This is a genomic window from Halomonas sp. WWR20, assembly GCF_054602495.1.
On the sequence record NZ_JBTRHR010000007.1, the window covers coordinates 1 to 22,549 of the forward strand.

General features: G+C 61.9%; 20 protein-coding genes and 1 pseudogene. 9 read left to right on the forward strand and 12 right to left on the reverse strand.

Annotated features, from left to right (window positions below; translation table 11 throughout):
* A pseudogene (locus ACW4DH_RS13560) lies at window positions 1-141 on the forward strand (exodeoxyribonuclease VII large subunit); the annotation flags it as partial.
* A gap of 51 nt (window positions 142-192) precedes the next feature.
* Here the strand turns inward: ACW4DH_RS13560 and ACW4DH_RS13565 are convergent.
* A complete protein-coding gene (locus ACW4DH_RS13565; RefSeq protein ID WP_459636932.1) occupies window positions 193-1,281 on the reverse strand; it encodes an NAD(P)-dependent alcohol dehydrogenase in 1,089 nt (362 codons plus the stop codon).
* Window positions 1,282-1,579: 298 nt separating this feature from the next.
* Between ACW4DH_RS13565 and yedE the strand changes: the two genes are divergently transcribed.
* Window positions 1,580-2,791: a selenium metabolism membrane protein YedE/FdhT gene (gene yedE / locus ACW4DH_RS13570; protein WP_459636933.1), complete on the forward strand. Its 1,212-nt coding sequence runs from the start codon at window positions 1,580-1,582 to the stop codon at window positions 2,789-2,791.
* Window positions 2,781-3,020, forward strand: a complete 240-nt coding sequence (gene yedF / locus ACW4DH_RS13575) for a sulfurtransferase-like selenium metabolism protein YedF (RefSeq protein WP_459636934.1) — start codon at window positions 2,781-2,783, stop codon at window positions 3,018-3,020. Before yedE ends, yedF begins: the two co-directional genes overlap by 11 nt.
* A gap of 220 nt (window positions 3,021-3,240) precedes the next feature.
* Here yedF and ACW4DH_RS13580 read toward each other — a convergent pair whose 3' ends face one another.
* The 7 genes from ACW4DH_RS13580 to ACW4DH_RS13610 all read right to left on the reverse strand — a co-directional run bounded on the left by ACW4DH_RS13580 (window position 3,241) and on the right by ACW4DH_RS13610 (window position 11,472).
* Window positions 3,241-3,597, reverse strand: coding sequence for a hypothetical protein (locus tag ACW4DH_RS13580; RefSeq protein ID WP_459636935.1), 357 nt, complete (start codon window positions 3,595-3,597; stop codon window positions 3,241-3,243).
* Window positions 3,598-3,701: 104 nt separating this feature from the next.
* On the reverse strand, window positions 3,702-5,093 hold the full coding sequence (glrR, locus tag ACW4DH_RS13585; RefSeq protein WP_459636936.1) for a two-component system response regulator GlrR: 1,392 nt from the start codon (window positions 5,091-5,093) through the stop codon (window positions 3,702-3,704).
* 13 nt (window positions 5,094-5,106) lie between these two features.
* Window positions 5,107-5,637: a hypothetical protein gene (locus ACW4DH_RS13590; protein ID WP_459636937.1), complete on the reverse strand. Its 531-nt coding sequence runs from the start codon at window positions 5,635-5,637 to the stop codon at window positions 5,107-5,109.
* A 31-nt stretch (window positions 5,638-5,668) separates the two neighbouring features.
* The gene (locus tag ACW4DH_RS13595; protein WP_459636938.1) at window positions 5,669-7,141 is read right to left on the reverse strand and encodes a sensor histidine kinase; all 1,473 of its coding nucleotides are present in this window, start codon (window positions 7,139-7,141) and stop codon (window positions 5,669-5,671) included.
* A 901-nt stretch (window positions 7,142-8,042) separates the two neighbouring features.
* Window positions 8,043-9,356 (reverse strand): amino-acid N-acetyltransferase, encoded by a 1,314-nt coding sequence (gene argA, locus ACW4DH_RS13600; RefSeq protein WP_459636939.1) that lies wholly within the window; start codon window positions 9,354-9,356, stop codon window positions 8,043-8,045.
* Window positions 9,357-9,462: 106 nt separating this feature from the next.
* The gene (locus ACW4DH_RS13605; protein WP_459636940.1) at window positions 9,463-10,731 is read right to left on the reverse strand and encodes an inorganic phosphate transporter; all 1,269 of its coding nucleotides are present in this window, start codon (window positions 10,729-10,731) and stop codon (window positions 9,463-9,465) included.
* Window positions 10,732-10,791: 60 nt separating this feature from the next.
* Window positions 10,792-11,472: a TIGR00153 family protein gene (locus ACW4DH_RS13610; protein WP_459636941.1), complete on the reverse strand. Its 681-nt coding sequence runs from the start codon at window positions 11,470-11,472 to the stop codon at window positions 10,792-10,794.
* A gap of 101 nt (window positions 11,473-11,573) precedes the next feature.
* Here ACW4DH_RS13610 and ACW4DH_RS13615 point away from each other — a divergent pair, with 101 nt between their 5' ends.
* Both ACW4DH_RS13615 and ACW4DH_RS13620 read left to right on the forward strand, forming a co-directional pair.
* Complete coding sequence (locus ACW4DH_RS13615; protein ID WP_459636942.1) at window positions 11,574-12,458, forward strand: CYTH domain-containing protein; 885 nt, start codon at window positions 11,574-11,576, stop codon at window positions 12,456-12,458.
* A 59-nt stretch (window positions 12,459-12,517) separates the two neighbouring features.
* Window positions 12,518-13,417, forward strand: coding sequence for an ion transporter (locus ACW4DH_RS13620; RefSeq protein ID WP_459636943.1), 900 nt, complete (start codon window positions 12,518-12,520; stop codon window positions 13,415-13,417).
* Between the two features lie 20 nt (window positions 13,418-13,437).
* On the opposite strand, the gene ACW4DH_RS13625 is transcribed toward ACW4DH_RS13620, so the two are convergent.
* Window positions 13,438-14,910, reverse strand: a complete 1,473-nt coding sequence (locus tag ACW4DH_RS13625; RefSeq protein WP_459637188.1) for a TrkH family potassium uptake protein — start codon at window positions 14,908-14,910, stop codon at window positions 13,438-13,440.
* Window positions 14,911-14,997: 87 nt separating this feature from the next.
* Window positions 14,998-16,371: a Trk system potassium transporter TrkA gene (gene trkA, locus ACW4DH_RS13630; RefSeq protein WP_459636944.1), complete on the reverse strand. Its 1,374-nt coding sequence runs from the start codon at window positions 16,369-16,371 to the stop codon at window positions 14,998-15,000.
* A gap of 335 nt (window positions 16,372-16,706) precedes the next feature.
* Between trkA and ACW4DH_RS13635 the strand changes: the two genes are divergently transcribed.
* Window positions 16,707-17,465: a hypothetical protein gene (locus ACW4DH_RS13635; RefSeq protein WP_459636945.1), complete on the forward strand. Its 759-nt coding sequence runs from the start codon at window positions 16,707-16,709 to the stop codon at window positions 17,463-17,465.
* Between the two features lie 145 nt (window positions 17,466-17,610).
* Here ACW4DH_RS13635 and ACW4DH_RS13640 read toward each other — a convergent pair whose 3' ends face one another.
* Both ACW4DH_RS13640 and ACW4DH_RS13645 read right to left on the reverse strand, forming a co-directional pair.
* Window positions 17,611-18,234, reverse strand: a complete 624-nt coding sequence (locus tag ACW4DH_RS13640) for an L-threonylcarbamoyladenylate synthase (RefSeq protein ID WP_459636946.1) — start codon at window positions 18,232-18,234, stop codon at window positions 17,611-17,613.
* Between the two features lie 102 nt (window positions 18,235-18,336).
* Window positions 18,337-19,239, reverse strand: a complete 903-nt coding sequence (locus tag ACW4DH_RS13645) for a PHP domain-containing protein (protein ID WP_459636947.1) — start codon at window positions 19,237-19,239, stop codon at window positions 18,337-18,339.
* Between the two features lie 152 nt (window positions 19,240-19,391).
* On the opposite strand from ACW4DH_RS13645, the gene ACW4DH_RS13650 reads away from it, so the two are divergent.
* The 3 genes from ACW4DH_RS13650 (at window position 19,392) to mnmC (ending at window position 22,549) form a co-directional block, all read left to right on the forward strand.
* The gene (locus ACW4DH_RS13650) at window positions 19,392-19,961 is read left to right on the forward strand and encodes a septation protein A (RefSeq protein ID WP_459636948.1); all 570 of its coding nucleotides are present in this window, start codon (window positions 19,392-19,394) and stop codon (window positions 19,959-19,961) included.
* Complete coding sequence (locus ACW4DH_RS13655) at window positions 19,961-20,260, forward strand: YciI family protein (protein WP_459636949.1); 300 nt, start codon at window positions 19,961-19,963, stop codon at window positions 20,258-20,260. The genes ACW4DH_RS13650 and ACW4DH_RS13655 overlap by 1 nt, the downstream gene beginning before the upstream one ends.
* Window positions 20,261-20,494: 234 nt before the next feature.
* A complete protein-coding gene (gene mnmC / locus ACW4DH_RS13660; protein WP_459636950.1) occupies window positions 20,495-22,549 on the forward strand; it encodes a bifunctional tRNA (5-methylaminomethyl-2-thiouridine)(34)-methyltransferase MnmD/FAD-dependent 5-carboxymethylaminomethyl-2-thiouridine(34) oxidoreductase MnmC in 2,055 nt (684 codons plus the stop codon).

Consider the following 22,549-nt stretch of genomic DNA (forward strand, 5'->3'; position numbering starts at 1 on the left):
CGCGGCTACGCGATTCTCGAAGACGACAAGGGACAGGTCGTGCGTGGGTCACACGAGACGCAACCGGGCCAGTTGCTGACAGCCCGGTTGGGAGAGGGAAAGCTGAAGGTGGAAGTGAAGCGACGCTTCAAGAGCCGCTAAAGGCTGGAATGTTCTCTCGTCTGTCGCCAAAGGCAAGCGCTAAGCCAGGCGTCACCCGACACGCAGTATCGGCTTGATGGTTTCGCCGTTCTTCGAATCCTCGAAAGCCTGATTGATCTGGTCGAAGTCATAGAATTTGACCAGCTTGTCGAAGGGAAACCTGCCGTCCTTGTAGTAGGCGATGAGTTGAGGAATGAAGACGGCCGGAACGGCATCGCCCTCGATCACGCCGATCATCGACTTTCCCTCGGCCATCAAGTCGTTGTGGACATCCAGGGTCACCTCGGGTGTCACACCGACGATGGCCACCTGCCCCAAGGGGCAAAGGGCTTGCAGGGACTGGCGAACCACCGAAGGCACGCCTGTCGTCTCCACCGCATAGAGTGCCCCGCCTTCGGTGATGGCCTTGATCTCGTCGACCACATCGACCTCGCTGCCGTTCAGGGTATGGGTCGCGCCCAGTTCGCTGGCCAATTCCAGGCGACCTTCATGCCTGTCTACCGCAATGATCTGTCGGCATCCGGCAATCCTTGCGGCCATGATGGCGCTCATCCCCACCGCCCCGCAGCCATAGATGGCTATCGCCGAGCCGAAGGAGGGCTTGAGCCGGTTGAGTACCGTGCCGCTACCCGTCTGGATACCGCAACCCAGCGGGCCAAGCAGTGACAGATCCACCTCTTTATCCACTTTGACTACGTTACGTGCGTTGGCTACGGCATAAGTGGCAAAGGAGGACTGGCCGAAGAAAGTCGCCAGCGGCTGTTCACCGCTGGATAGGCGGTACGTCTGGTCCGCCATTTGCCCGCCGAAGTTCAACTGGTTGAGATCCTTGCAGACAGAAGGATGCCCCGTCAGGCAATTGTGGCACTGGCCGCAATGGGAGAAGGAGAGCACCACATGGTCACCTGCGGCAAGCCCGGCGACACTCTCCCCAACCTGCTCGATAATGCCTGCCCCCTCATGCCCCAGCACGATGGGATACGGCGAGATGCCTTGGTCGCGAGCGACAGCATCGGTATGGCAGACACCGGTCGCCACGATCCTGACCAGAACTTCGTTGCCTTTCGGCTGTGCCAGCTCGACAGGCTGAAGCGTGAAGTCCTCGCCCTGCGCGGCCGTAACAGCGGCTTTGATCTGCATGAATATTTTCTCCCTGACTTCATCTACGCGATTGGAACATCCTGAAGACACGAGCGAGCGGGCCGATGGTTCGCGGTGCCTGTCTATTGCCTCTTCCTGACGATATTGGCATGAAAGTGCCTCCGGCACTTTTCAAATCCATTCGTCCTAGCTTAAATTAGCAGATGCAATAATTTCACGATAATAACGCTGCCCTCCGTTGCGCCGATGATCGTCATCGATACTGGGGCGGCGATACCCACGTTCGCCATCGGGGATGCATGCGGGTCACGCACAGCGTCCCTGCCAGGGAGAAATCATGAAACAACCGTCATGGCGCGGCTATAGCCTTCTGACTCAATACTGGAACCCGCTACCGGCGCTCATGCTGGCCGGTATCCTGAGTGCCATCTACTTCGGCCTGACCGGCACCGTATGGGCCGTGACCGGTGAGTTCACCCGGCTGGGAGGCCATGTTCTCCACCTCATGGGTGTCGATACATCGGACTGGGCCTACTTCGATATCGTCAAGCTGGAAGGGACTACGCTTACGCGCACCGATGGCTGGATCGTCTGGGGCATGTTCATCGGTGCGCTGATGATGGTGCTGCTGAGTAACAGCTTCAAGATTCGAGTGCCTCAACAGAAGAGACGCTTGGTTCAAGGGCTGGTCGGTGGCGTTATCGCCGGCTTCGGCGCGCGACTTGCGCTGGGCTGCAACCTGGCGGCTTTCTTCACCGGCGTTCCCCAGTTCTCCCTGCATGCCTGGATTTTCATCGTCGCTACCGGAATAGGCACCTGGTGGGGGACCAAGGTCGTCAGAATGCGCTGGTGGAAGGGCCGGCCCAATCTGACCAAAGGCCAGACGGCACCGAGTCGACCCGGCTCCTCCCGCATCCAGCCACTGCTGGGCAGCCTGCTCGCCCTCACGTATTTCGGGCTGATCGCTTATTTCTTTCTTTCCGGGCAGGTCAAGCTGGGCATTGCGGCATTGTTCGGGATGCTGTTCGGCATTCTCATCGAACGTGGCCAGATCTGTTTTACCTCGGCGTTTCGCGATCTGTGGCTCATGGGGCGTGGCGTCATGGCCAAGGCCATCATCGCCGGCATGGCGATCAGCTCAGTCATGACACTTGGGTTCATCATGCTCAACGGCCTCTCTCCCATTACCCAGATAGCGGCTCCCAGCACTTTCGTCGGGGGCGTATTGTTCGGGCTGGGAATCGTGATGGCCTCCAGCTGCGAAACCGGCATGATGTATCGCCTCATGGAAGGCCAGGTGCTCTATCTGACGGTTTTCATCGGCAATGTCGCAGGCGCCACGCTGCTGGCTTACGCCTGGGATCATCTAGGCATTTACAGCACGCTCGTGGCCAGCGGCGAAAAGATCAACCTGATCCATACGGTAGGTCCGATCACGGCACTCACCATGACCCTGGCGATGCTGGGATTGCTTTATGGCATCACGCGGTGGTATCCGAGAAGCCATCTCGGTGCCACGCCAGTCAAGGAGAAGGGCCTTGCAAACTGAACTGAAGGCGGACTTCACCCTGGATCTCCGGGGGGAGTCCTGCCCCTACCCGGTGATCTATACGCTCGAGACGCTGGCAGACATGCCCAAAGGCCAGCTGCTTCAGGTCATTACCGACTGTCCTGGCTCATTCAGGAATGTGCCGGAGGAAGCCCTGCGCAGGGGCTATAAGTTCGCCCAGGAACCGATAAGAAACGGCCAGGAAAACCTGTTCTTCATCATTTCCTAGCGGGACAGACGGCCTGCTGGATCATCGGATGCCGGGCGCCGTTTAACTACATGGTGGCGTGCGCTCAGGCCGGAGCCACTCCGGCGAGTGGCTAGGGGATACCGAAAACAGCGGAGGAATGGCATCAGACGCGCCGAGAAGCTATCCGGTCGGGAAATCTCGGCGCGATTATCCAAAGTACGTTGAGGGTTGCACAACCCTGGTCAGAACACCCACCCGGTTAGTCGGTGCTCACACTAGGAAGACCTTCCTGATCGACTTCTTTATAGCTGACCTCGCCTTCCGGGCTGATATGGCAGGTCACGTTATGAAAGGTATTACCTCCCCCCAGAAAGCTGAGACGAAGCTCATACTCCTCGCCCGGCTTATAGTCGGGATAATTGCTGTCCTTCAGGTTCTTGCCTTCCAACTGATCGTCATCGCCACTTTCCAGGGCCTGCTGATGACACTCCTCGACCAGCGGTTGCTCCTGCTTGGGCGTTCTTTCCACCGCCAGCGTGGTTGACGCCATCGTCGTCGTCAGCGCGAACAGTCCCGCGCCTAAACCGATACGAAGCATTTCCTTGTGCACTGACATACTTATCTCCTTGTCGAACCTTGTCTGTCCACTATAGAGGAGATTACGCAGAGATACCGCGCGTCACCAAGCTTTTCTGCCCCGAATGGCTCTCACTATCGAGATTAGCTGATTTCTTCGGCGCCCGGCTTGAACATGCCCGGCTCGAGGTCGTGGCGAGCCAGCAACTTGTAGAAGTCGGTACGGTTGCGTCCGGCGATACGTGCCGCCTGGGTGACGTTGCCCTCGGTAATCTTGAGGACCTTGATCAGGTAGCTGCGCTCGAACCCCGCCCGCGCATCGGCGAACGATGGCAACGCACTCTCCTCGCTGGCCAGGGCCTGGGCTACCAGGGCGTCGGGAATGATCGCCGAGCTGGTCAGTGCCACGCACTGTTCGACCACGTTGACCAGTTGACGTACGTTGCCGGGCCAGGCGCTGGCGGCAAGCAGGTTGATCGCTTCCGGCGAGAAGCCTTTGACGAACGGCTTGTGGCGCGCGGCGGACTGGGCAACCAAGTGCTTGGCCAGCAACGGTACGTCTTCGGCACGTTCCTTGAGCGGCGGCAGGCGCAGGTTGACGACATTCAGCCGGTAATAGAGATCTTCACGGAAGTCGCCGTCGTGCATGGCACGGTCGAGATCGCGGTGCGTCGCCGAGATGATCCGCACGTCGATGGGCACCGAAGCGGTCGAACCCAGCGGACGGATTTGGCGCTCCTGCAGGGCTCGCAGCAGTTTGACTTGCAGCGCCAGCGGCATGTCGCCAATCTCGTCGAGAAACAGGCTACCGCCATCGGCGGCCAAAAATAGCCCCTCGTGCTGGCTGACCGCCCCGGTAAAGGCGCCCTTGGCATGGCCGAACAGTTCGCTTTCCAGCAGTTGCTCGGGCAATGCACCGCAGTTGATGGCGATGAAAGGCTTGTCGGCGCGGCCGCTGGCCTGGTGAATGGCGTTGGCCAACAGCTCCTTGCCGCTGCCGCTGGGCCCGGTGATCAGCACGCTGACATCCGAGGCCGCGACCATGCGCGCCTGCTCGAGAATGCGCTCCATCTGCGGGCTGCGCGTGATGATGCTGGAGCGCCAGGCCTCGTCGGCCGCGCCGCCGGTGCGTGGCGTCTGCGCCAAGGCTTCGTCGAGGGCGAGAAACAACTCATCGCGGTCGACCGGTTTGGTCAGGAAACTGAACACGCCCTGGCGCGTGGCGCTGACCGCATCGGGAATCGAGCCGTGGGCGGTTATCAGGATCACCGGCAGGCCCGGTGCCTGGCGTTGGATATCATGAAACAACGCCAGACCGTCCATTTCGTCCATGCGCAAATCCGTCAGCACCAGGTCGGGGCGATTCTCGGCCAGCAATTCCATTGCCCGGCGGCCGCTGGTCGCCGTTGTCACCCGGTATCCGCGACTCTCGAGGCGTACGCTTAATAGCCTGAGCAGGCTGGTATCGTCATCCACCAGCAGGATATGGGCAGCGGCTTGCATCACGTCGAGCTCCTTGGCATTCACCTTAGACATGAAGCGCCAGCCTTCAGGGTGACTGACGCGAATTAATACTCTGTTCGATAGCGGTCAGAGCTTCGATCTTCTGTGCAAGTTCCGCATTTTGCTGTTGCAGGGTGCGATTCTGGGCCTGGCTATGGACAAGTTTCTCATTCAGTTGGCGGCGGGCCTCGAGACCGTTGAGCCACTGTTGCAGCAATGGTTGCAGGCGGCTCGGCGCGGCCGAAATATCCGCCTTGAACAGTTCCGAGGCCTCATCCCGCTGGGCGGCACTATTGCCCCACGACAGCACCACGGCACGCGCCAGACGCTGATGAGGATAACCGTCGTCGAGACGCTCCAGCATACGTTCGCGCCAGGCATCGTCGCCGCGCTGGGCCTCGAGTCCGTAGCCGACCCAGGCATCTATCAAACAGTAATTGTCGGCCAATGTCGGGACGTCCCCCAGACACGAAGACGGCACCGTGTCGACCGCCTCCTCAGGCTGCTCATTCAACCCCTGGCAACCCGCCAATAGCGAACCGGCCAGGACCACAGCCAGCAGGGTATGGATGTTCATCGGGCTCAGTTCCTCGCATCATCGTCGACGCCTACGATACGGGCGTCGCTTCTTGAGTGTGGGCCGGTTCCTGATCTGCCGTCACCCAGGGCAGCGTCAGGCGGAAACAGACCGGTAGCGTATCATCTTCGACCAACGCCAGGTCGCCATGTTGCACCTTGGCGCAATCGGCGGCCACCGACAGGCCGATGCCCGAACCCTTGAGCGGCCCCTTGCGTTGGGTCTTGCCCTGGTAGAACGCTTCGAACAGGCGTTCGCGGTCCGCCTCGGCAATCGGCTCGCCACTGTTGGCCACCTCAATGACCAGCTTGTCCGGCGCGCGCTGCGTGCGGATCACCAGCTCACCGCCATCCTCGCCGTAGGCAATCGCGTTGGAGATCAGGTTGTCGAGAATGCGCATGGTGCGCGAACGATCCGCTTGCCACTGCAGCGGCGCTCGGGGCCATTCGACCGCCATCCCCTTCTTCTCCAGCGCCAGCTGATGCTTGGAGAGCACTTCCTGAAATACCGCATACATGTCGAAGCGCGAGAGTTTCAGCCCGCGATTGTGCTGGAGCAGGTTGTAATCGAGCAGCTGTTCGATCAGCGACTGCAGTTCCACGGCGCTGTCGTCGATCAATCCGACGATTTCCTGCTGCCGCGGGGTCATTTCGCCGACCACGCCATCCGCCAGCAGCGCCGTGCCCTCGATCACGCTGGCCAGTGGCGTCTTGAGTTCATGCGACATGTGACGCAGAAACTGCTGTTTCTGGGCTTCGAGTTCCGCGAGCCGCGCCGACAGCCAGGAGAGTCGTTCGTCCAGGTTGACCAGCTCCGCCGGCCCCTGGATACGTTTGGCCGTCTTGGCCTCCTGACCGCTGCCCAGGCTCAGAATGCGGCGCTCGAGCTGGCGAATCGGCCGGATGATCAACCAGGTGAACAGCAGCATCAACGCCAGGCTGATGGAGACCGAGGCCGTGGTCTGCAGCCACAACCGGTCGCGCACGCCCTGGGCCTGCTCGCGGATCCGCTCGATACGGTTGTCGACCAGCTCGTTGGTCGCCATCACCACATCATCGGTGCGGCTGGCGAAATCGCCGAACTCGTCGAGCGCGGCCTGGAATTCCTCCATGGGCATCTCGGGCAGCCGTTGCAGGCGCCGCACCTGCTCTAGCAGGGCCTGGATATCCGGATCGTCCGGCAACAAGCTGGCATGACGCTCGAGCAGTTCCTGATAGCGCTGCGCCTTCTCGGTGTAGATATCCAGCAGCCCTTCCTCTTCAAGAACGGCATATTGACGGGCGCTGCGCTCCATCTCCAACGCCAAGCTACTGAGCATGCGTGCGCGCCGATTCTGCTCCACCGCCTGGCGTGCGCTGACATCGGCAAGCTGAGAAAGCTCGGACAGGGCCTGTCCGGCCTGGAACATCAGTACGGCAATCGGCAGCATGACCGCGACAAAGGCCAGCAGAACGAGTTGCAGCAGGGAGCGGGGGCGCCAGCGGCGCGAGACCTGGTTGGCCATGTAAACGTTTCTACGCAGAAAGAAGGTGGGAGTTACGAATCCGTCTACATAGAATAACAGAGTTATGGCCAAGCCCTATCCTTGAAGGCAGCCATGAGACAAAAAAAGGATATTCGGACACACAAAAAGAGGGCCGGCAGAGCCGGCCCAAGGTACGCAGGGAACTGAAGGGTCAAAAGATCATTCCTGAAAGCCCGCCTGGACAGACCACCAACAATGACCGGTTGGGCATTGCAGCCCCGAAGCCATGATAAGAACTTGGGTCAACCAGGAACCGTTCTACACCATGTCGGCGATTCCGTCGCCGTGCTCCGTACCGTGGAACAGCGCCGTAGCACTGCGCCGTAAACTGCCCCCCGTGAAGGGGGAGAGGCATCCTTGCCTAGGGCATCCTTGCCCTTGTGGTACACATCCTTGCCCGTAAGCGGTACCCGTCTCATCGCAACCTAAGTCACACATCGCGTAGAGCAGACGCTGACTGATCGAGTCGGCTAATGGTATGCGGCGTCGCCGCCCTTTCAGCACAACCAGTCGAGAAGTGATCGAGCCAAGCTAAACCGCTTCTCGTCGCTCGCCCTAAATATTGCGATTAGCGTGCCACTATTTAAAAATATTCGTTTTTTCAAAAACTTATGAAAACGGCTTGGCCAACAGAAGCATGTCATCTCGCCAATCGGGTCGCGAGAGGGTCGGCAGGAGTCAAGAAGCGTCGCCGAACAGCGACGCCAATAGGCAATAAAATGTTTTTGCCAATGAAATCATACGCTTGATGTGTCGCAGAGTGGCTACAAATGCAACCTTAAGCGCATCCGAACGGCAGACACTCTGTCAAGAATCGTTGCATTGAGCGCCACCCAACGGAGTAGGAAACGGGTAGGCTGCACCGCGCACGAGAAATATCTTAGCTCAAGGTCTTGAGCAGCACCTTGGACTTGCGCGCATGGTTGTATGCTTCGCGACGCAACGGTGGCAACGCCGCGAGATCCGCCAGGACGAAGCCGTGTTCCAGAAACCAGTGCGCGGTATGCGTGGTCAGGGCGAACAGCGCGGTCAGGCCCTGACGACGCGCGCTGCGCTCTATCTCGGCCAGCAACAGTTCTCCCCTCGCCCCACCCCGGTAGTCGCCATGCACCGCCACGCACGCCAACTCGCCCATCCGCGCCTCGGCAAACACATGCAAGGCGGCACAGCCGATGGCCATGCCATCGCGCTCGATCACCCAATAATCCTCTATCTCGTGCTCGAGGCGTTCGCGGGAGCGGGCCACCAGCATGCCGCGCGTTTCCAGGGGGTGCAGCAATTCCAGTAGCCCGCCAATATCGTCGAGTTCGGCCTTGCGCAGCTGCTCGTAGCGGTTCTGGGTAATCATCGTCCCCACCCCGTCACGCGTGAACAGCTCGCCCAACAAGGCATCGTGATCGTGCCACGACAGCAGGTGGGTACGCGCCACGCCATGTCGTGCCGCCTCGCAGGCGGCCTGTAGATGACGGGCCAGTTCGCTGCCGGGCGCGGCCTGCTGGCGCAACGGCTCGGCATCGTCGGGAGTCAGTTGGCGCTGCAGCTGGCCGCTTTCGTCATGCAGGCCCACCGACTCGCCGAGCAGAATCAGCTTGTCGGCCTTCAAGGCAATCGCCGTATGCTGCGCCACTTCGGCGGCATCGAGATCGAACACCTCACCGGTGCTCGAAAAGCCCAGCGGTGGCAGCACGACCAGGGCGTTGCGCTCCAGCAGCCCTTCGATGGTCCGGGCACGTACGCGCCGCACCTCGCCGCTGTGACCGAAATCGACACCTCCCCGCACGCCGAGCGGCTTGGCCATTACCAGATTGCCCGACACCGCGGTCAGCTCGACGCCATGCTGCGGCGTGTTGGGCAGGCCCAACGACAGACGGGCCTCGAGCCGCAGACGCAGGTCAGCGGCCACGCGCTCCACATGGCACATGATGTCGCGGTCGGCCACCCAGCGGCCATTGATATGCTGCGGGACGATCTCCGCGTCAGCCAGGGCCTGCGCCACTTGCGGGCGGACGCCATACACCACCACCAGCCGCACGCCCAGCGTATGCAGCAACGCCAGATCCTGGATCAACTGCTCCCAGCGCCCCGAGGCCATGGCCTCGCCTTCGACAAGAATGACGAACGTGCGCCCGCGGTGCGCATTGATGTAGGGCGAGGAGTTGCGGAACCAGTCGACGAAGGGAAAGCGAGTATTCAAGGCCGCGCTCCGGCAGCAGGTGAAAGGGACGTTGACTATAGCAAAGCCAACGCCAGGGCGGGACCGTATGGTCCCGCCCTGGCGTTCTCACGATATTCGACAGGGATCAGCCGAACATGCCCTTGAACATGAAGAAGAACATGATGGAGAGTAGCGCACCGGCCGGCAGGGTGATCAGCCAGGACAGCACGATGGTTCCCAGCACTCCCAGGTTGAGCGCCGCCATGCCCCGCGCCAGGCCCACACCGAGAACCGCGCCGACCAGCGTGTGAGTGGTGGAGATCGGCAGTCCGGTGCCCGAGGCCAGTACCACGGTGATCGCCGCGGCCAGAGTGGCGGCAAATCCCCGGCTGGGTGTCAGCTCGGTAATGCCGGTACCCACGGTGGCGATGACTCGGTGGCCGTAGGTGACCAGGCCGACCACGATACCGCCGCCGCCCAATACCAGCACCCACCAGGGCAGAATCGCGGCGCCGCCTACCTCGCCATGCGACTGCACCACGCTGATCACCGCTGCCAGCGGCCCTACGGCATTGGCGACATCGTTGGAGCCGTGAGCGAAGGCCATGGCACAGGCGGTGAACATCATCAATATGCCGAAAATGCGTTCGACACCTGAGAAATTGAAGTTATCTCCGGCCCCCTTCTTTCCGCGCCCGATACGGTTTTCGAGCAGAATGCCCAGCACCATGATCACTACGCCGATGGCGGCTGCGATCAGCAGGCTTTCGCCAAAGTTGATGTCCAGGCCGACATGGGAAAGCCCCTTGACCAGGGTGACCATCGAGACGATGAACCCCACCAAAAACATGTAGCCCGGCACATAGCGCTTGGCCGAGACGAAGGGGTCGGCACTTTCGAAGATCAGTACCTGCACGGAGCGGAACAGCACGAAGGCGATCGTTCCCGCCAATAACGGCGACACCACCCAACTGGCCGCGATCTGCCCGACCTTGCCCCATCCCACGGCATCGACGCCCAGCCCCGCCACCGCGAAACCGACAATGGCCCCGACAATCGAGTGCGTGGTGGAAACCGGCCAGCCCTTGAAGGAGGCAATCATCAGCCATAATCCCGCCGCCAGCAGCGAGGCGAGCATGCCGTAGACCAGCAGATGCGGATCGTCGGTCAGCAACGCGGGGTCGATGATCCCCTTGCGGATGGTCTCCGTCACTGCACCGCCCGCCAGCCAGGCGCCGAGAAATTCGAAGACGACGGCAATCAGGATGGCCTGCTTGATGGTGATGGCCTTGGAGCCGACCGAGGTACCCATGGCGTTGGCGACATCGTTGGCGCCGACCCCCCAGGCCATGAAGAAACCGAAGACACAGGCGAGAATGATGAAGACATCGCCGTATTGCGCAATGATGGACATAGGCAAGCGTTCTATTTGGCTAGCGAGAGTTTGAGAGAGTGCCGAAGCAAACGACCCGCATCAGCGGGCCGTCAGTATCTGCAGGCGACTGCCAACACGCTCGGCGCGGTCGGCCAGTTCACCGATCCACTCGATGATCTGATACAGGAACATCACATCCACCGGCGGCAGTTCCTTCTCCAGTTGGAACAGTTGGCGGCGAATCTGGACTTCCTGTCCGTCCGCCTGATGCTCGAGGTCGTGAAGTTCGCGAATCAGGTTATGCATGACGTCGGAAACGTTGCGCCCAAAGCCGGACTCGAGCAGATCCTCGAGTTCCTCCAGCGCCTTGCGGGCCTGGGCCACGGTAGCAATCGCCGTCTGCAGATAATCGCGCATCGGCTTGGCCAATGATGGCGGTACCTGCATGCAGCGGCCCATCATGATGCCGGTAATGTCTCGGGCCTTGTTGGCGATCTTGTCCTGTACACTGATCAGGTCGAGCAGATCGGAGCGCGATACCGGCAGGAACATGGTGTTGGGCAGGTTGAGACGCAGTTGGGTCTTGAGCATATCCGCGTCATGCTCAAGGCTGGTTACCTTTTCGCGGTACTTGGCCGCTTCGTCCCAGTCTCCTGCCAGAGTGGCATCGAAGAACGGCAGCAACTGCTCGGCACATTCGCTGGTCTTGACGATGTGGGCCAACAGCGGCTGAAAAGGCGAACGCCCGAACAGCGCGGAAAAAGGATTGGAAGTCACCATAATGTGGATCGATCCGTTGAGATTGGCAGCGGCAAGTATAGTGATTGAGCTCTGCTGCGTCATGAAAAATTCATTTTTTTGACTTGAGAATGTGACACACCATGCCCGATGAAATCGAACTCAAGCTGGCGCTCGGCCCGCAGGGGCCCGGACAGCTTCGCCGTCATCCACTGATCGCGGCGTTGAGCGTGCACCGCCAGTGGCTGGCCAACACCTACTTCGACACTCCCGACGGCGATCTCGAGGCGTCACGCATGGCGCTGCGCATTCGCGAAACGCCAGAGGGCCGCCTGCAGACTCTCAAGACCGCGGGCAAGGGCAGCGGCGGGCTGCATTCGCGTGGCGAGTGGGAGTGGCCGATCGAAGGCGAGGGACTCGACCTTTCCGGTCTCAGGCAGCGGGCCCCGGAACAACTGGACGAAGCCACGCTGGCACGGCTTAGCGCCCGCTTCACCACCGATTTCGTGCGCGAGAGCTGGCAATATGTGGACGACGAGACACACATCGAAATCGCCCTGGACCTGGGCAAGGTACTTGCGGCGGGACGCGAGGTGGCCATTCACGAGCTGGAACTGGAGCTCAAGCGCGGCAAACCGCAAGCGCTGTGGCATCTCGCCGAGCGGCTCGCCGAGCGAGTGGCGATGCGCCCCGCCAATGCCAGCAAGGCCCAGCGCGGCGCGGCACTGCTGGAAAACGCCTGGGAGCTGCCCACGCCTGCCGACGATATCCCGGCCCGCCACTGGGACACGCTGATCCTGGCGCTGGATGCCTGGCACGACAGCGGCAAGGCGCACTGGCACGCCACCGCAATGGACGAACTGCAGCGCCTGCAACGCGACGTTGGCGCAGAACCCGCTCTCGGGGCGTCTCTCGACGCGCTGGGTAAAGCGCTCGCGCGGGCCCAGGGCAGCGCCGACAATGGCTGGCTAACGCCGGAGCTTGCCGGGCACTGGCTACGGCTCATGCAGGCTTTCACCCCGGCATGAACCCGCCCGCGGTCACCTCGTCTATGCTAATCGAGCCGTAACGAATCCCGGAGGATACCTTGGTTCCACCCCTTAAGCCTGCCAACTCGCACCTGCGCACCCGGCTGTTTCAGATCATCTTCGAGTCGGATACCCGGATGGCCAAGGGCTTCGATATCGCGCTCATCATCTCGATACTGGCCAGTGTCCTGGTAGTCGTTCTCGACAGTGTCGACAGTTATCACCAGCGCTTCGGTGAGGCGTTTTACGCCATCGAGTGGGGCTTCACACTGCTGTTCACGCTGGAGCTGGCGGTACGCCTGTACTGTCTCGAACGTCCATTTAAGTACCTGACTTCGTTCTACGGCATTATCGATTTGATCTCGATTCTGCCCACCTGGCTCGCGCTGCTGGTCCCCGGGACCCAATCGCTGTTGGTGGTAAGGCTGCTGCGGTCGCTGCGGATTTTCCGCATCTTGCGGCTGATGCAGTTTGTCGGCGAAGGACAGCTGTTGATCGATGCCCTGCAACGCAGCTGGCATCAGATCGTGCTGTTTCTGTTCAGCATTTTCACGCTGGTGACCATCTTTGCCTCGGTAATGTATCTGATCGAGCCCGCCGAGGCCGGCTTCGCCAACATTCCCATCTCCATCTACTGGGCCATCGTCAGCCTGACCACGGTGGGGTATGGCGACATCGTGCCGGTCACTCCGTTGGGAAAGAGCATCACCGTCATGCTGATGCTGATTGGCTATTCGATTATCGCCGTGCCCACCGGTGTATTTTCCGCCGAGGTGATCCGTTCGCTGCGCGAGGAACGCTACTCCAACGAGGCCTGCCCCGGTTGCGGTCTCGACCGCCACGAGCGCGACGCACGCTACTGCAAGCGCTGCGGCACCTGGCTGGACGAAACCCACCCCGACCCGAAAGCCGTCAGGGCCACCCTCGATGACTCAGAAGACGGCACCGAGGCCCGCTGAAGCCTGCGCAGCGAGAGGCGTCATTTCTTCCAGAACATCGGCGTGAACAACACCAACACGGTGAGGATTTCCAGACGCCCCATCAACATCCCGATGCATAGTAGCCACTTGGCGGCATCGGGCAGGGAGGAGAAATTACCCGCCGGGCCGATGATATCTCCCAGCCCCGGCCCGACATTGGACACTGCGGTGGCCGCTCCCGACAGGGCGGTCACCAGATCCAGCCCCATCATCGCCAGCCCCAGCGCCAGCCCCGCCACGGTCAGAAAGAAGAAGAACGAGAAGGCGATGACCCCGCGCACCACCTCGTCGGGCAGGCGCCGGCCATTGTAGCGCTGGGAAAAGACACCGTTGGCATGTACCAGATAGCGCAGCTGGTTGGCGAGCATGATCTGCCCGGCCTGGAAGCGGAATATTTTCATGCCGCCGCTGGTCGAGCCGCTGCAGCCGCCTACGAAGGTCAGATAGAAGAAGGCACCTACCACGAAGGGTCCCCACAGGGTGTAGTCGTCGGAAGCGTAGCCTGTCGTGGTCACTACCGAGATGACGTTGAAGGTGACCTGGGTCAGCGCCTCGAAGGGGCCGATGCCCAGGAATATCCGGTACAGCGTGAGCACGGCGATCACGAACGCCAGCAGATACAGCAGACCGCGCACCTGCTGGTCGCGCCACAGCGCGCTGCGGACGTCGCGCAGCGCACGAATGTAGAGTACGAAAGGCAGCGCCCCGCACAGCATGAAGAACGAGGCCAGCCAGAGAATCAGCGGGCTGTCGGCATAAGCGCCGAAGGAGGCATCGGAATTGGCAAAGCCACCGGTGGAAACCGAGCTCATCGCGTGAACCACTGCATCCAGCGGCAACATGCCGGCCCACCAGTAGCTGAGGAACGCCAGCAGGGAAAAGCCGAGATAGATCGCCCCGGTGGCCTTGGCGATTCCCCCGGCACGCGGCAGTACCTTGTCCGACCAGTCGGAAGACTCGGTGTGGAACAGGCGCATACCGCCGACTTTCAAAAACGGTAGAATAGCGATCGCCATGACGATGATGCCGATACCGCCCAGCCACTGCATCATGCCCCGCCACAGTTTGAGGCCGTCGGAAAGCCCCTCGATGCCGACCATGATGGTCGAGCCGGTGGTGGTGATTGCCGAGACCGACTCGAAGACGGCATTGGTGAACGAGAGATAAGGAGCCCCCAGGATCAGCGGCAGGCTGGCGAAACCGCACACCACCACCCAGCTCAAGGTGGTCAGAATGAACATCTGCCGGGGATGCAATTCGACTTGGATATGCCGCGTTATCGCCAGCAGCGTCAAAGACACGCCGAGAATGATGCCAAGCGACAACGTGAACGCCCAGCTGTCAGGGTCGCCCTCCAGCAGCAACATGACCCAAGGCACTGCCATAAACGCCGACAGCACCAGCAGTAGCGCCGCCAGCACCTTGGCAACCGGCCCTACGTCCTCAAAGACACGCCAGGCGCGTCTGCGCATCACGCTCATCAACAGCCTTCTCCTCTCGCTTGTCCCGGCCAGGATCTGGGGCGGCGGCCAAGTGTAACCAAAGTTTATCGAGGGCCACTAGAAGAACGTCAATCCGACCTGGAACAAACGCTCGACCTCGCGAATGCGACGCTTGTCCACCAGAAACAGAATCACATGATCGCCACTTTTCACCACGACGTCATGGTGCGCGATCAACACTTCCCTGCCGCGCACGATAGCGCCGATGGTGGTGCCGCTGGGGAGTTCGATCTCGCCGATGGCCCGCCCGACCACTCGCGAAGAGCTGGTATCGCCGTGGGCAATAGCTTCGACGGCTTCCGCCGCGCCATGACGCAGGGAGTGAATATTGGCAAAATCGCCGCGGCGAATGTGCGTCAACAGCCCGCCGATGGTCGCCTGCTGCGGCGAAATGGCGATATCGATCTCGCGGCCCTGCACCAGGTCGACGTAAGAGACATCGTTGATCAGCGTCATCACCTTCTTGGCCCCCAGTCGCTTGGCCAGCATCGAGGCCATGATGTTGTCCTCGTCGTCATTGGTAACGGCGCAGAACACATCGCAATCTTCGATGTTCTCTTCCTGAAGCAACTGCTTGCTGGTGGCACTGCCATGCAGGACCACGGTACGGTCGAGCCGCTCGGCGAGTGCCACGCAGCGATCCAGGTTATGTTCGACAAGCTTGACGTGATGGTCGTGTTCCAGGGTCCGGGCCAGGCGCTCGCCAATGTTGCCGCCGCCGGCAATGACAATACGCCGGTAGCCGCGTTCGGCCTTGCGCAGCTCGTTCATCACCGTGCGGATATCCTTGCGTGCGGCAATGAAGAAAACCTCGTCATCCGCCTCGATGACGGTATCGCCACGTGGAATGATCGGCCTGTCGCGACGATAGATGGCCGCCACGCGGGTATCGATATTCGGCATGTGGCGGCGCAAGAAGCCCAGTTCCTGTCCCACCAACGGTCCGCCGTAATACGCCTTGACGGCGACCAGCCGGGCCAGGCCATTGGCGAAGTCGACGACCTGGAGCGCCCCGGGATACTCGATCAGGCGCCGGATATAATCGGTGACCACCTGTTCGGGGCTGATCAGCACATCGATCGGAATCGCATCGCCGGAAAACAATCCCTTGCGATTCCAGTAGGCGCTGGCGCGTACCCGGGCGATCTTGGTGGGAGTGCGAAACAGGGTATGCGCTACCTGACAGGCGATCATGTTGATCTCGTCGGAGCTGGTCACGGCGACCAGCAGGTCGGCATCCTCGGCGCCGGCCTGGCGCAGAACCATGGGATAGGACGCCGTGCCCTTGACGGTGCGTAAGTCGAGGCGATCCTGAAGCCGCTGCAGGCGTCCGGCATCGATGTCCACCACGGTGATGTCGTTCTCCTCGTGGGAGAGATGCTCGGCGAGGCTTCTGCCAATCTGGCCGGCTCCCAGGATGATAATCTTCATTGCCAAAGCCTTTGTGCGAGTGACCGGGCGTAGCATAGATTGCCGTTCAAACGATTAACAGAATCCCCTCTTACTCGCGTCCGGCCCCGCCTTATCTCAGCCATGCCACTCTATATGCCTTTGCCTACAAGCAGATTTGGTAAGGCGCTTCGCTATCAACGCCGTCTTTTTGCCACAAGGCGCTTCTGTTCACTTAGGAAACGTCGGTTATGAATCTTGTTACGGACAAGCCGACTTCGGCGTCCTTGGCTTTCAATCCTGGCCAGAGAATCTAGCTTGATCAATGTTGCGTAATAAAAGCCACGCTTTCTCTATGCACGAGATAAGGAGGGATCATGTTCAAGACAGCACTCCTGACCACCGCCGTTTCGGCGGCACTGGCGGCCGGTACGGCCACCGCCCAGCCGGTGGATGGCAGCCAGAGCCGATACGATAGCGGCCAAAATAATGGCCAAAGCAGCCAGCAGAGCCAGCAGAATCGCTATGGCAGCGATCAGAGCGGCCAGCAGTGGAACACCCCGAACTATAACCAAGATCAGAACTACGGCAACCAGAATGGCCAGTCGTGGGGTCGCCAGAACTCTGGTCAGAGCTACAATCAAGGCTCCGGCCAGGATTATGGCCAGCGCTACGGGGACAACAGCCAAGGTGGCCAGTCGTGGGGCGGCCAGAGCGGCCAGCAGTCGAATCAAGGGGGCTACTACGGCAACAACCAGGGTAGCCAGCAATGGGGAGGCCAGGGATCTCGGGGCAACTCCGCCAACCAGGGGCAGCAGCAGGACCGTCAACAGGCGTTCCAGTACATTTACCTGCATGGCTACATGGAAGGTAAGGAAGACGGTCTGCAGCAGGGCTTCATGCGAGGCTATCAGCAAGGTTATGCCCAAGCCCTCCAGCAGGTCTCCAACAGCCAGAGCGGCAGCCAGCAGGGGCCAGGACGTCAGGGGCCCAGTGCCCGGTCGGGTTCAAGCGCTCAGCAGGGCTCAGGTTCATCAAGTTCCAGCTCCCAGCAGAGCAACAGCGCGGCCACAACCGTGCCGGAATCCAGCGACACGGACAGCCAGAGCGCCTCCCAGAACGACCAGGATAGCTGACATCGCAGGCGGAAGGGACACCCCCCTCCCTTTCAAGCGATATCCGCTGACCGATTCGAGTCACTCACTTGCCTCAACCGCCCATGTCTCGTGGCGCGGTTGAGGCCGTCTGACCAGCGTAGCCCGGCCCATCCAAACGTGGGGATTAACTCAGAAACGGCGTCACGTCTCCACGCCCTTCGCGTACGACTACCGGTGGCAACTCGCGCAGATCGATTACGCTGGTCGGCTCCAGATGGCAGGCGCCGCCATCGATGATCAGGTCGAGATGGGTACCAAAGCGCTCGCGAATCTCCTCGGCATCGGTCATCGGCAACTCCTCGCCCTCGGGAATCAACGTTACGCTCATCAGCGGCTGGCCGAGTGCCTTGAGCAGGTCGTGAGTAATGCGATGGTCGGGAACCCTCACCCCAATCGAGCGACGCTTGGGATGCAACAACAGGCGCGGCACTTCGTTGGTGGCGTTGAGAATGAAGGTGTAAGGCCCCGGTGTGTGAGTCTTGAGCAAGCGAAAGGCGACATTGTCGACCTTGGCATAGGTGCCGATCTCGGAAAGATCCGAGCATACCAGGGTAAAGTTATGCCGATCGTCCAGCGAACGCAGCCATTTGATCCTTTCGATGGCCTTCTTCTCGCCCAGACAACACCCCAGGGCATAGCCGGAATCGGTGGGGTAGGCGATCACCCCGCCGTGACGCAGGATATCGATGGACTGATCGATCAGGCGCTTCTGGGGATTGTCGGGATGAATCTGAAAAAATTGGGGCATTCGAGACTCCTGTCCGGTTACGGGGGATGGCGTCGTCCATAACGAAACATCACGACACGCTACGCTCAGTCTAGGGCGACGCCGGCATCCTCGCGAGCCGGATCAGGCCGCGAAGTCAGCCAGACGCGGATGTTTCCATACCGGCATGACCTGGCAGCGCGGCACGGCACTCATGCTGCCCGGCGCCAGCGGGCCGCCGGGAAAATGGAAATCGCTGCCCAACGACCCCAGCAGATCGCGCTCGGCAAGCTGGCGAGCCAAGTCCCGCGTGACGTCAGCATTCTGGAAACCGCTGACCAGCTCGGCCGCCTCGCCGCCCGCTTCGCGGAAGGCGTCAAGCAGCAGCCCACGCTTGCGCCGCGTCATACCGTAGCGCAGCGGATGCGCGAGTACCGCAACCCCGCCGGAGGCTACGATCCAGGCCACCACGTCACTCAAGTAAGGCCAGTGGGTCTTGACGTCCCCCGCCTTGCCCGCCCCCAGGTGCTTCTTGAAGGCCGCGGCCATGTTGGGCACGATGCCCGCAGCCACCAGGGCTCGGGCGAAGTCGGGGCGCCCGAGGGGACGTTCGCTGCCGGCCTGCTCGCGGGCACGGGCCAGCGCGTCGTCGAGCCCCACCGCCTCCAGCCGTTTGGCGATGTCCAGCGCACGCGCCGTACGCGCTTCGGCCTGCGCCGTTAATCCTGTGGCCAGCGCACCTTGAGCGCCGTCGGGCAGCAGACCCACTACATGCAGGGTGATGCCGCGCCACTGGGCCGAAAGTTCGGTCCCGGGCAACAATCGCATACCCAGCGCTTCGGCACTCAGCTGCGCTTCAGCCACTCCCGCCACCGTGTCGTGATCGGTCAGGGCCAGTCGCGCGATACCGCGGGTATGACACAATGTCACCAGTTCGGCAGGCGCCAGCGCCCCGTCCGAGGCTGTGGAGTGCATATGAAGGTCGAGACCGGCAACCGCGTCGAGGCTGTCGGGTAACGGCAGAAGAGGCAATGAGATCATCGGCATGACGCCAGACGGCGACTTTGTCAGAATAGGCGCTCCATGGTGCGCGTCGCGAACGCCTCGGTCAATGTCGACCGCGTTGCCACGCGCGCTGGCTGCCGGCCACCGCCCGTCATCCGCCCTTCGCGTCATGGCCGCGCTTTTGAGGAACACTCATGAAAATGCTATTGGATTTCCTGCCCATCGCGATCTTCTTCGCGGTCTATCACTGGACCCAGGATATCGTGCTGGCCACGCTGGTTCTGATCCCCGCCACGCTGGCCCAGGTGGCCTATGTCTGGTGGCGGTATCGCCGGGTCGAGAAGATGCAGCTGGTGACGCTGGCCCTGGTCGTGGTGCTCGGCGGCGCGACGGTGGTGTTCCATGATGCCAGCTTCATCCAGTGGAAACCGACCATCGTCAACTGGCTGTTCGCCCTGGCCTTCCTGTTTTCACCGCTGTTCGGCGGCAAGACGCTGATCCAGCGCATGATGGAAAAGGCCTTTACCCTGCCCACCGCGGTCTGGACACGGCTGAATCTGGCCTGGGTGATCTTCTTCGTCGCCATGGGCGCGCTGAACATCTATGTCTTCAAGACCTTCGACGAAGCTACCTGGGTCAATTTCAAGCTGTTCGGCATGCTGGGCCTGACACTCGTCTTCGTGCTGTGCCAGTCGCTGTTCCTGGCCCGGCACATTCCACGAGAAAATCACAAACCGCGTGACACGCAAAAGGATGAAAGCTGATGCTCTACGCCATTCTCAGTGAAGATGTCCAAGACAGTCTGGAACGCCGCAAGAGCGCGCGCCCCGACCACCTGGCGCGCCTGGAAAAGCTCCGCGACGAAGGACGTCTGGTCCTGGCGGGCCCTCACCCGGCCATCGACGCCGAGGACCCGGGCGACGCCGGCTTTACCGGCAGTCTGGTCATTGCCGAGTTCGATAGTCTGCAGGCGGCGCGCGCCTGGGCCGATGCCGACCCCTACATGATTGCCGGCGTCTATACCAAGGTGACGGTCAAGCCCTTCAAGAAAGTGCTGCCGTAGATCGCAGCCAGGCCGCTCGTGCGCTCGGTTCACCTTGAGCCGGGCGCACGACATGTATGCAGTTACCCACAAGCGGTTTACTCACACTTATTGTGGACAAGCCTGTTAACAGACGGCGAACGAATTTCTCGGGCCCCGAGCGCATGGCGCTGCGTGGGCATTGGCTATTTTTTGAGCATCCGTTTGCCGCCGACCCCATCCGCAAAGGCCCTCGGGCCTGAAGAGAGACCTCCCGTGCCGGACGATAACGCCCTTGCTCCGCTGCCGCCGCTGGCGGCGCTCGATGCCGCCTGCCTGGATTGGCGCAGCGACGACGACCGGTCAGCCTCGCCCTTCTCGAGCCTTTATGACGACGTCTACTTTTCGCGTCAGAACGGGCGCGCCGAAACGGCGCATGTCTTTCTGCGGCACAACCATCTGCCCGAGCGATTCGCCGCCTGGCGCGAATCGCGGCCTTTCGTCATCGCCGAAAGCGGATTCGGCACCGGGCTCAATATGCTATGTGCCTGGGAATGCTTCGAGGCGCATGCACGGGCCGGTACCCGGCTGCATCTCGTCTCGACCGAAAAGCACCCCTTTGACCGCGATTCGCTGGCCCGCGCATTGTCCGCCTGGCCCGATCTGGCCGACCGCGCCGCCCCCTTGCTCGCCCAGTGGCCAGCGCCGGTGACGGGCGTACATCGTCTGGAGCTGAGCGCGCGGGTGACGCTGGATCTGCATTGGGGCGACGCCGCCGAACGCCTGTCACGCCTCGATGGCCAGGTGGACGCCTGGTTCCTCGACGGTTTCGCGCCGTCCAAAAACCCCGACATGTGGGCTCAGGCGCTGTTCGATACCATGGCGGCGCGCAGCCGGCCCGGCGCCACCTTCGCGACCTTCACCTGCGCCGGTTTCGTGCGCCGCGGGCTGGCCAGCGCCGGATTCCGTTGTGAGAAGGTGCCGGGCTTCGGGCGCAAGCGCGAGATGCTGCGTGGCGAGATATCCGCACCGCCCATTGATGAGCGCCGCACGGGTACTCGCTGGTTCACGCCACCGCCTGCACGGCCCGCCCGCCACGTGGCGGTAGTCGGCGCCGGCATTGCCGGCGCCAGCGTGGCGCATGCCCTGGCCCGGCGTGGCGTGAGCGTCACCCTCATCGACCGCCAAGCGCCGGGCAGTGGCGCCTCGGGCAACCGTCAGGGGGCGCTATACGTCAAGCTGGCCGCCGAAACCAACCCTCAAAGCCGCTTCTATCTGGCCGGGCTGATGCTGACCCGGCGCTGGCTGGAACGCCTCGACCCGCAACATACGCTGTGGCAGGACTGCGGCGTTCTGCAACTGGCGACGCACGACGCGGAGACTCGCCGTCAGAAGCGCTTTCTGCAGCGCCACCCCTTGCCGCCAGCCCTTGTGCATAGCGTGAACGGTCAAGCGGCGTCGGCCGCAGCCGGTACGCCGCTGCCCCGTGAGGAATGTGACCACGCGGGGCTGGCTTATCCACAAGCGGGGTGGGTACGTCCGGCGGCGCTGTGTCAGCGGCTGGCCGCGACCGAGAGGATTCATTTTCGCTGCGCCGAGGTGAAGGCACTGGCCCCGCAAGAGGACGGCTGGCGGCTGAGCCTGGCGGATGGCGCGGTGTTGGACTGCGATCAAGTCGTGGTCGCGACGGCGCATGCCTCGCGCAACTTTGCCCCGTTGACGCATTTGCCGCTCAAGCCGATTCGCGGCCAGGTCAGCGAGCTCCCCCTGCCCGCCGCCGCCCCGCGCCTCAGGCAGGTGGTGTGTGCCGGTGGCTACGTCTCTCCTGCCCTGGACGACGTGCTGTGCTTCGGAGCCACCTTCGCGCCCGGCGATAGCGATATGACACTGCGCGAGTCGGATCACCTCGCCAACCTCGCCGAACTCGAGCGCACCCTGCCGGCATTCGTCGCGGCGCTACGCGCTGCCGGCGCCGAGCTTACCCCCGAGGCGCTGACCGGTCGCGTCGGCCTGCGTGCCGCCAGCCCCGACAAGTCGCCCTTTGCCGGCCCGGCGCCGGACGCCCAGGCCTGGCGACGCGATTACGCCGCACTGCGCAAGAACGCCCGTCGCGCGCCCGCGGTTGACGGAGTTCACCATGCCGGGCTGTGGGTCAGCGCCGCGCATGGCTCGCGAGGCTTGGCCAGCGCCCCGCTGTGTGCCGAGGTCATCGCCTCGCGCATCTGCGACGAGCCCATGCCGCTGGAGCGCGAGTTGGTCGATCATCTGCATCCCGGGCGCCGCCTGATCGCCGATCTGATCCAGGGCAAGGCGGACGCCGTCAAGCGCTAG

Bases quoted from the DNA above. Each gene is read 5' to 3' on its own strand.
- ACW4DH_RS13565 (WP_459636932.1), bottom strand. From the start codon at position 1,281: ATGCAGATCAAAGCCGCTGTTACGGCCGCGCAGGGCGAGGACTTCACG.
- yedE (WP_459636933.1), top strand. From the start codon at position 1,580: ATGAAACAACCGTCATGGCGCGGCTATAGCCTTCTGACTCAATACTGG.
- ACW4DH_RS13580 (WP_459636935.1), bottom strand. From the start codon at position 3,597: ATGTCAGTGCACAAGGAAATGCTTCGTATCGGTTTAGGCGCGGGACTG.
- glrR (WP_459636936.1), bottom strand. From the start codon at position 5,093: ATGTCTAAGGTGAATGCCAAGGAGCTCGACGTGATGCAAGCCGCTGCC.
- ACW4DH_RS13590 (WP_459636937.1), bottom strand. From the start codon at position 5,637: ATGAACATCCATACCCTGCTGGCTGTGGTCCTGGCCGGTTCGCTATTG.
- ACW4DH_RS13595 (WP_459636938.1), bottom strand. From the start codon at position 7,141: ATGGCCAACCAGGTCTCGCGCCGCTGGCGCCCCCGCTCCCTGCTGCAA.
- ACW4DH_RS13605 (WP_459636940.1), bottom strand. From the start codon at position 10,731: ATGTCCATCATTGCGCAATACGGCGATGTCTTCATCATTCTCGCCTGT.
- ACW4DH_RS13610 (WP_459636941.1), bottom strand. From the start codon at position 11,472: ATGGTGACTTCCAATCCTTTTTCCGCGCTGTTCGGGCGTTCGCCTTTT.
- ACW4DH_RS13615 (WP_459636942.1), top strand. From the start codon at position 11,574: ATGCCCGATGAAATCGAACTCAAGCTGGCGCTCGGCCCGCAGGGGCCC.
- ACW4DH_RS13625 (WP_459637188.1), bottom strand. From the start codon at position 14,910: ATGCGCAGACGCGCCTGGCGTGTCTTTGAGGACGTAGGGCCGGTTGCC.
- trkA (WP_459636944.1), bottom strand. From the start codon at position 16,371: ATGAAGATTATCATCCTGGGAGCCGGCCAGATTGGCAGAAGCCTCGCC.
- ACW4DH_RS13635 (WP_459636945.1), top strand. From the start codon at position 16,707: ATGTTCAAGACAGCACTCCTGACCACCGCCGTTTCGGCGGCACTGGCG.
- ACW4DH_RS13640 (WP_459636946.1), bottom strand. From the start codon at position 18,234: ATGCCCCAATTTTTTCAGATTCATCCCGACAATCCCCAGAAGCGCCTG.
- ACW4DH_RS13645 (WP_459636947.1), bottom strand. From the start codon at position 19,239: ATGCCGATGATCTCATTGCCTCTTCTGCCGTTACCCGACAGCCTCGAC.
- ACW4DH_RS13650 (WP_459636948.1), top strand. From the start codon at position 19,392: ATGAAAATGCTATTGGATTTCCTGCCCATCGCGATCTTCTTCGCGGTC.
- ACW4DH_RS13655 (WP_459636949.1), top strand. From the start codon at position 19,961: ATGCTCTACGCCATTCTCAGTGAAGATGTCCAAGACAGTCTGGAACGC.